Source organism: Ruegeria sp. C6 (genome assembly GCF_056537625.1).
This window is the reverse complement of record NZ_JBQFRW010000016.1, coordinates 1-6,334: the sequence shown is the minus strand read 5'-3', so window position 1 is coordinate 6,334 and position 6,334 is coordinate 1. Positions and strand designations below refer to the sequence as shown.

Sequence of the window (6,334 nt, the reverse complement as noted above, 5' to 3'; positions counted from 1 at the left end):
GTCATGTTTGTGCCCCTCAATTTCACTGTCACTGCCCCTCAAATTTTCTGTATATGTCTGTGTTATCTCGGAGATTTCCACAGAGATTTCTGAGAGCAGCTCGCTGAGCACATTTGCATCTGGTTTGCGACGCAGAGCATTGCGTACGGTGGTCATCAAACCCGAGATTTTGGTGTCGTCTGCTAGGAGCTCCCTTAGGCGTGCCAGAGCGGCTGAGACTTTGTCGCGGAGTACAGTGAGCTCCAGAACTCGATCAGCATGCCTCTGGGCTTCCTGGATGAACTCAACGTGCCGTTCAGACAACGGCATCAAGGAGAGCCCAGTTGCTGTGACCACCCTGCCCTGTCGATCCCGGCGCGCCCATCGCTTGCCGTTTGCGCTCAATACGCGGCGGACAAGTCCAAGCTCAACCAGCGTCGAGATATGACGCTCAACTGTCTGCACGCTGACATGCGTTCGTTTGGCGATCGCTGCATTGGAAGCGAAGCAGATGTGATGATCATCCTGGTCGGCAGCAATCTGATCTCCGCCCACAAAGGAGATCATCGCTCTCAGGACATTGAGAGTTGTGGATTTTAACCCAAGAGGTTCTCTGGCCTCTTCAACGGCGCGAAGAAGTCTCCATTTTTTGGGCGTACAACTCCCCTGCCCTGCCGTTCCCGACAAGGTTGCTCCATTTGGAGCCGATGCTGTTAGTGTTTTCATGAGATTTTGTCAGCAGACAAAGAAAACCTGTTCACCCAGAGGCGTTTTTTATTGTGTCGTGATTCGCGGGCTGTTAGGGTTTAGGTGTCTAATCTATAACCACTAGTTGGTTTTCAGCCCTCGGAGCCTCAGGTTTCGGGGGTTTCTTTTTGCTTTTCTCCTTTTTGCTCGTTGCCTCATGTAGAGTTAACAGATGTTAACTCGCTTAATCCTTGGCGCTTTCTTTGAAACGCTCGTAGGAATCTTGAATGATTTGTCCAAGGTTGTCCGAAAGCCAGCTTGTATAGGCTTCATTGTCCCCTGCCCTTTTGATGGTCATGTTCACCGCAGAATTGCTGGTCTTGATGACAACGTCGGGCGCCGGTCGGACTTCCTTTGCTGCTTTCTTAGGAGCCAAGCTGCTTAGGAGTCCGTTTAACCGATCGTCTGAATTAGCAACGTTGAGCGTCTCTAGGAGCTTCTTAGCCTTGTCTGCTGTTATCACTCCTTTCCGCAACGCATCGGCTAGAGCTGTCCATTTGGGTCGCCCAGATTTCGGTGCTGGGCCAATCATATCCCCGAGATCGTCCGGAATATCATTTGTGACTCGCTCCAACTGTGACAGCGTGTTCTTGGAAATCGCTAGGGCTGTGATCGCTTCCGAGCGGTCATATCCCTGGTTTAGAATTTCGCGTGCGAACCGGGCTCTCTCGTAATAGCTGAGGTCAACTCGGGAAGAGTTCTCCAGACCCTTTGCCTGAAGTGCTTCCTTATCATCAAGCGTCCTTACCAACGCGCGAACAGGCTGGTTTAGATACTGACAAGCTAAGATGCGTCGGCGGCCGTAGATGACCTCGAAGTGACCGTCGACTTCCTCAGAAGGACGCAACAGGACGGGAACCTGTTGGCCTCCTGCGTCTTTTATGCTTTCAGCAAGTTCCAGAACAGCTGAGTCGACGTTCGCTTCAAGGTCGGAGTTAACAGGTGTTAACTCGATCCCAAGTCTATCTTTTGGACCCCACGGCAAAATGAGTGAGGTATCTATGTCTTGGATGCCTCCGGCTCCAACACGGACCGATGCAATCGTACCGCGTGGAAGTGCTGCATTGGCGCGTTCCGTCTTCGTGGGTGGAATTGGCGGGTTTCCGGCTGCCGCTGCAATCGCTGCAGCCATGCTGGTTTTGTTTTGTTTAAGTGCCATTTCAACGGCCCCATGCGGTTTGAATCATGTTTGATACTTCGTGCCCAACGGCATCCATACTTGATCGGGCGCGGTCATAGGTCGATCTCGTCATTTCCGATCGAACGACTTCGTACATTGTCATTTTCAGCATCGCGGCATCGGCAATGGCAGTGCTTCGCAGAGCAGTTGCACCGATTACTCGATCCTGAAACAACGCCCGCATTAAGCTAACAATTTGCTGAGATGGTGTGTCTGAGGGGTCGTCCCGTGTTATGAGGAACCGGAAGTTGTCATGGATAATCGGAATCCCCGAGTTTTCAAACTCTTCTAGATATGCCGAAGTCATTTCAAGAAACTGCTGCGTAGAGGCTACGTCCAACATGCTCGGTGTCAGCGGCACGATGACAGACGTTGCCGCGAATAACCCCGCCAGCGTCAGGAAGCCCAAAGAAGGCGGGCTATCGACAATGATCACATCATAGTCTTCCTCCACCGTCTCGATTGCATTGGCGAGCCGATTATAGAAAGGGACACCTTTTCGGGCGTAGACAGCAGTTTCCGTTTCAAATTCAGACAGGATCAACTGAGCGGGGGAAAGATCCAGGCCGGGGAAGTAAGTGGCCCGAATGCACTCGGACATTGGGACCGGATCCTCGTAGCGCAAAGCATCGTAGATTGAATTTCCCTCAAACTCGATCTCAGGCTGAATTCCGCAGAACCCAGTCAGGCTGCCTTGTGGGTCAAGGTCGATAGCCAGAACGCGATAACCTTGAAGCGCAAGATAGTGACAAAGGTGAATAGCTGAGGTGGACTTTGCACTACCTCCCTTGAAATTCATGAGTTGAATGACTTGAAGCCGATCGTTGTCGCGGCGGCCAGGGAGGTATTTGCCAGGCTTTCTCGAGCTGCCTTCAAGAATCTGGCGCATCGTTTTGATTTCGGCTCCGGAGTAGAAGCGCCGGCCACTTTTGATAACTTCCGGTTCTGGAAGAGAGCCCTCAGCATGGCCCTTTCGCAAGTATTGACCGGTCGTGCCAAATAGGTCAGCCACCTCTGTCGCACTGAAGAGGCGAAGTGTCTTTGACAACTCTGGAGAATAGGCCTGAGTTAAGTGGGTAGTCAGTGCAACTTGTAGACGATCGGAAATTTCACGTGTAACGTGAGACTGCGTCGTCGCAGCAATGGGTGTGGTCTGTAGCATAGTTGCAGTTTTCCTGCTCATTTTTGTTTGGTTGCGCAACTTGAGTACATTTAGGCACTCGTATTCCGATTCATGTCAAGAGAAAAATCAATAACTTGTGGGTCGCTGCGAGACCTGCACAAGCGTGCTGAAGTTAACAGCTGTTAACTCACGCCTCTGCTGAGCGCTTGAGAAGCGCTTGGAGGTTGCATCGTACCGGTAAGAATTCAGATTCCGAGCCAGTATTTTTAAGGATGATTGACCTCAGGTGCATTGTTGCTTCTTTGAGTCCTGCAAAGCGTACAATCTTATCTAATCTTCAGAAAAGTAACTAATCGAATGCAATGCTTCACGTCGCTCCAATACTGAATGCGCGGATTTACCTGACAAACGTTGATTATCTTTTGACGTAACAGGGCAGGGCGGGTGGGGTTCGAGTAACAGGATCTTTGCGCCAAAAAGATACTGATGTGGTTCTGTTGCCGATGGAGTTGATCTTTGATGTATTGCGCCGCGACTGTACAAAAATTTGATGCTGCAGATCAATTGAACCGATGTTTCTCCCCTTTTTAAGGCGTTCGCTCGGACTTCGGCGACAACGTAATGATCACGGTGTTTCTGCTCTTGTGCCATGAAGCGGTGCAGTGACAATCGCATGGCGGTTTGGATTGGGGGCCCCCAGAGGCCAATGAGTCAGAAACTCAGACCGCAGTCCGTGGATTAAGGCGTGTTATCTGATAAATCGCATCCGGGTTGAGGCGCTGTTTCAAGACACGTTCGTCCGTCCTTGGAAGCGTGGTGGACCAAAACTCATCTTCTTCTCGAACAAAAGAAAACAGTTAGCTAAAGCACTACTCAGAAATGAGACCAGCTCGACTAAACTACTTAGGCTATGTCCTCAATCGTTGAACCGACAGCCTCATTGGCATATATTGCCAAGGAGGAGGCTTAAGCCATGGTAACCCGCAACGTCGTACTTACAGAATCGCAAGACCAACTGGTGCAGAATCTGGTTGCATCCGGTCGCTATCAGAACGCTAGTGAAGCGTTGCGTGCGGGACTTCGTCTTCTGGAGCGGGAAGAAGCGGGGCTGGAGTCTCTTAAGCAAGGCCTGCAGGAGGGTGTGGCACAGGCTCAGGCTGGAGATCTGGCAGAAGGCAGCGGTTCGGATGCGATCCGTCGTGCCTTCGCAAGGGCAAGAGCCAAAACGTGATCCGACCCTTTCGACTAACACGCCGTGCTGAATCCAGCCTGGTGGAAATTGCCCGTTGGACCATCGATAAGTTTGGACCGCATCAGGCTGATCTTTACGAACAAGAGCTGATAGCGCGCTGCCAAGCCATCACCGAGGGTAGGGTGGCCAGCCGCAGTTGTTCTCTATTGGTCGAGGAGGCGGTTGATCTCAGTTTTGTACGGGCAGGAGAGCATTTCCTGGTCTACTTCGACCAGCCGGATAGCGTAGTCATAATCGATATCCTGCATTCCCGTTGCGATCTGCCGCGACATGTTTCTGCGCTGGCTGCGTTGACGGATGCGACGGGGAACGGGACATAGGCATTGCAGCTAGAAATCTCCCTAGCGCTACGAACTCTTTAAACAATCCGTAAGCGCTCACCCCAACAGTTCTGTAGCTGGATTCTCCGCAATATCGACGTCATCGTAGTATTTCTGCGCCTGTGCGAGCGAGCGGTGCAGGGACAGGCGCATGGCGGCCTGGATCGGGGCGCCGTCGAGGGCAGCCTGAGTCAGAAACCCCGAGCGCAGCCCGTGGGGAGAGGCAAAATCCTGCGGAAGACCCGCCAGTTTCAGCCGGTGTCTGACGATCTGGTAGATCGCATCCGGGCTAAGGCGGCGTTTCAGCACCCGGTCGGCCTTGGAGACGGGGCGGAACAGGGGGCCGTCCCTGATCTGACCCACCTCGATCCAATGCACCAGCGCTTGCGCGGCGCGGCCCTTGAGCACCAGCCGGGGTGTCTCACCTTTCTGAGTGGTCTTGGTTTCGAGAAGTGAAATCCAGACCACGCCTGATTTGTCGTATTCCTTCAGCGAGACATCCTCGCGCATCAACCCGGTCAGCTCGGACCGGCGCCGACCACCGCTGGCCCAGCCCAGCATCAGGATCGCGCGGTCGCGGCAATCCCGGCGGCTGCCGCGGCAGGTGGTCAGCAGCTGCTCCAGCACGTCCCGGGTGATCGGGTGGGCCGACTTCGGGGCAGGGGGCCGGGCCGCGGCGCGGCGCGCCTTGGATCGGGCCTGTTTCACCTGGGGCGCATCAAACGGGCTGGAGAGGTTCTTCATCCGATGAAAGGCCAGCCAGGACGCAATGCGCCGGTCCAAGGTCGACGGCGCCGGGCAGGTCAGTGATCTACGCAGCCCTTGTCTGATGAGCACCTCTGCCGTTTGACGCGCGATGTCCTCCTTTGGCGCATCACCAAGATCGCGGGCGTGATCAAGGATGAAGGCGAGCGCTGTGGCCTCGGCTTCCGGCCAGTCAAGCACTGCGCCAAACCGTGCTGATTTCCAGGCGGTGATGTAGAGCAGGTCGCGCTCATAGGCCCTGAGAGTATTGGCCGGCGTGCCGCGGATATAAAGATCGGTGAGCGCGTCCTGATCCGCTTGCGACAAGGCAGGGGAGGTGGCCGGGAGATAGGGGGCAGGGGGTTTCATGGGCCAATTTTGCGCCGAATTTCAGGGGAAATCAATCAAACATGATAAGGGATACTTATCAAGAATAATACCGCCACGAGATCTCTGCATATGTAAAGATCAAAACGTTCACATTATGCACATTACGCGCGTTAATCCAATTTGTTTTCTTTCAAACCCTGATATCTGTTGTAAGTAAATTGTTCGGCTTCAGACCCTCTGACAGGCTTTGTCGCAAACTTTTGGCTAGGACGTCTTCGTGTCAATTGCGTTTCGGACTTTGATCGAGGCAGACCGTGACAGTTTTATTCAACGGCGCTCATTTCCCAAGGGACATGATACTACATGCAGTGTTCTTTTAACTTCGTTACTCAGTGTCCTATCGGGAGTTGACAGGAATTCTGGTTGAACGACGTGTTTAAGTTGATCATGCGACGCTGAACCGTTGGATCGTCAAATACCCACCTCTGGCCGCCGACCGGGGCGCGTCTTAAGAAGAGATGCTACGATCGTTCCTGAGGAATGGACGAAACCTCCGTGCGCGTCAGAGGGGAGTGGGTCTACTAGTATCGCGCAATCGACAAACACGCTAAGGCTCTTGATTTTATGCTGTCCAAACTGCGGAGCAAATCTGCAGCAAC

At 53.2% G+C, this 6,334-nt stretch carries 6 protein-coding genes and 1 pseudogene; 3 read left to right on the top strand and 4 right to left on the bottom strand.

From position 1 onward, the window contains the following. The 3 genes from ACR0MJ_RS20600 to repA form a co-directional block, all read right to left on the bottom strand. A partial coding sequence (locus ACR0MJ_RS20600) for a helix-turn-helix domain-containing protein (RefSeq protein WP_480762431.1) occupies window positions 1-705 on the bottom strand: 705 nt, incomplete at its 3' end. Window positions 706-910: 205 nt separating this feature from the next. Beyond that, window positions 911-1,885 carry a ParB/RepB/Spo0J family partition protein gene (locus ACR0MJ_RS20595; protein WP_170514507.1) on the bottom strand — a complete coding sequence of 325 codons (975 nt, stop codon included), beginning with the start codon at window positions 1,883-1,885 and terminating at the stop codon, window positions 911-913. A 1-nt stretch (window position 1,886) separates the two neighbouring features. Beyond that, on the bottom strand, window positions 1,887-3,068 hold the full coding sequence (gene repA / locus ACR0MJ_RS20590; RefSeq protein ID WP_255612175.1) for a plasmid partitioning protein RepA: 1,182 nt from the start codon (window positions 3,066-3,068) through the stop codon (window positions 1,887-1,889). Window positions 3,069-4,002: 934 nt separating this feature from the next. Between repA and ACR0MJ_RS20585 the strand changes: the two genes are divergently transcribed. Beyond that, a complete protein-coding gene (locus tag ACR0MJ_RS20585; RefSeq protein WP_170514513.1) occupies window positions 4,003-4,260 on the top strand; it encodes a type II toxin-antitoxin system ParD family antitoxin in 258 nt (85 codons plus the stop codon). Then, a complete protein-coding gene (locus tag ACR0MJ_RS20580) occupies window positions 4,257-4,601 on the top strand; it encodes a type II toxin-antitoxin system RelE/ParE family toxin (protein ID WP_170514516.1) in 345 nt (114 codons plus the stop codon). Before ACR0MJ_RS20585 ends, ACR0MJ_RS20580 begins: the two co-directional genes overlap by 4 nt. A gap of 57 nt (window positions 4,602-4,658) precedes the next feature. On the opposite strand, the gene ACR0MJ_RS20575 is transcribed toward ACR0MJ_RS20580, so the two are convergent. Beyond that, the gene (locus tag ACR0MJ_RS20575) at window positions 4,659-5,714 is read right to left on the bottom strand and encodes a tyrosine-type recombinase/integrase (RefSeq protein ID WP_170683908.1); all 1,056 of its coding nucleotides are present in this window, start codon (window positions 5,712-5,714) and stop codon (window positions 4,659-4,661) included. Window positions 5,715-5,989: 275 nt separating this feature from the next. Between ACR0MJ_RS20575 and ACR0MJ_RS20570 the strand changes: the two are divergent. Continuing rightward, a pseudogene (locus tag ACR0MJ_RS20570) lies at window positions 5,990-6,334 on the top strand (DDE-type integrase/transposase/recombinase); the annotation flags it as partial.

Coding starts and splice junctions, on each gene's coding strand:
- ACR0MJ_RS20595 (WP_170514507.1), bottom strand. CDS start 1,885: ATGGCACTTAAACAAAACAAAACCAGCATGGCTGCAGCGATTGCAGCG.
- repA (WP_255612175.1), bottom strand. CDS start 3,068: ATGCTACAGACCACACCCATTGCTGCGACGACGCAGTCTCACGTTACA.
- ACR0MJ_RS20585 (WP_170514513.1), top strand. CDS start 4,003: ATGGTAACCCGCAACGTCGTACTTACAGAATCGCAAGACCAACTGGTG.
- ACR0MJ_RS20575 (WP_170683908.1), bottom strand. CDS start 5,714: ATGAAACCCCCTGCCCCCTATCTCCCGGCCACCTCCCCTGCCTTGTCG.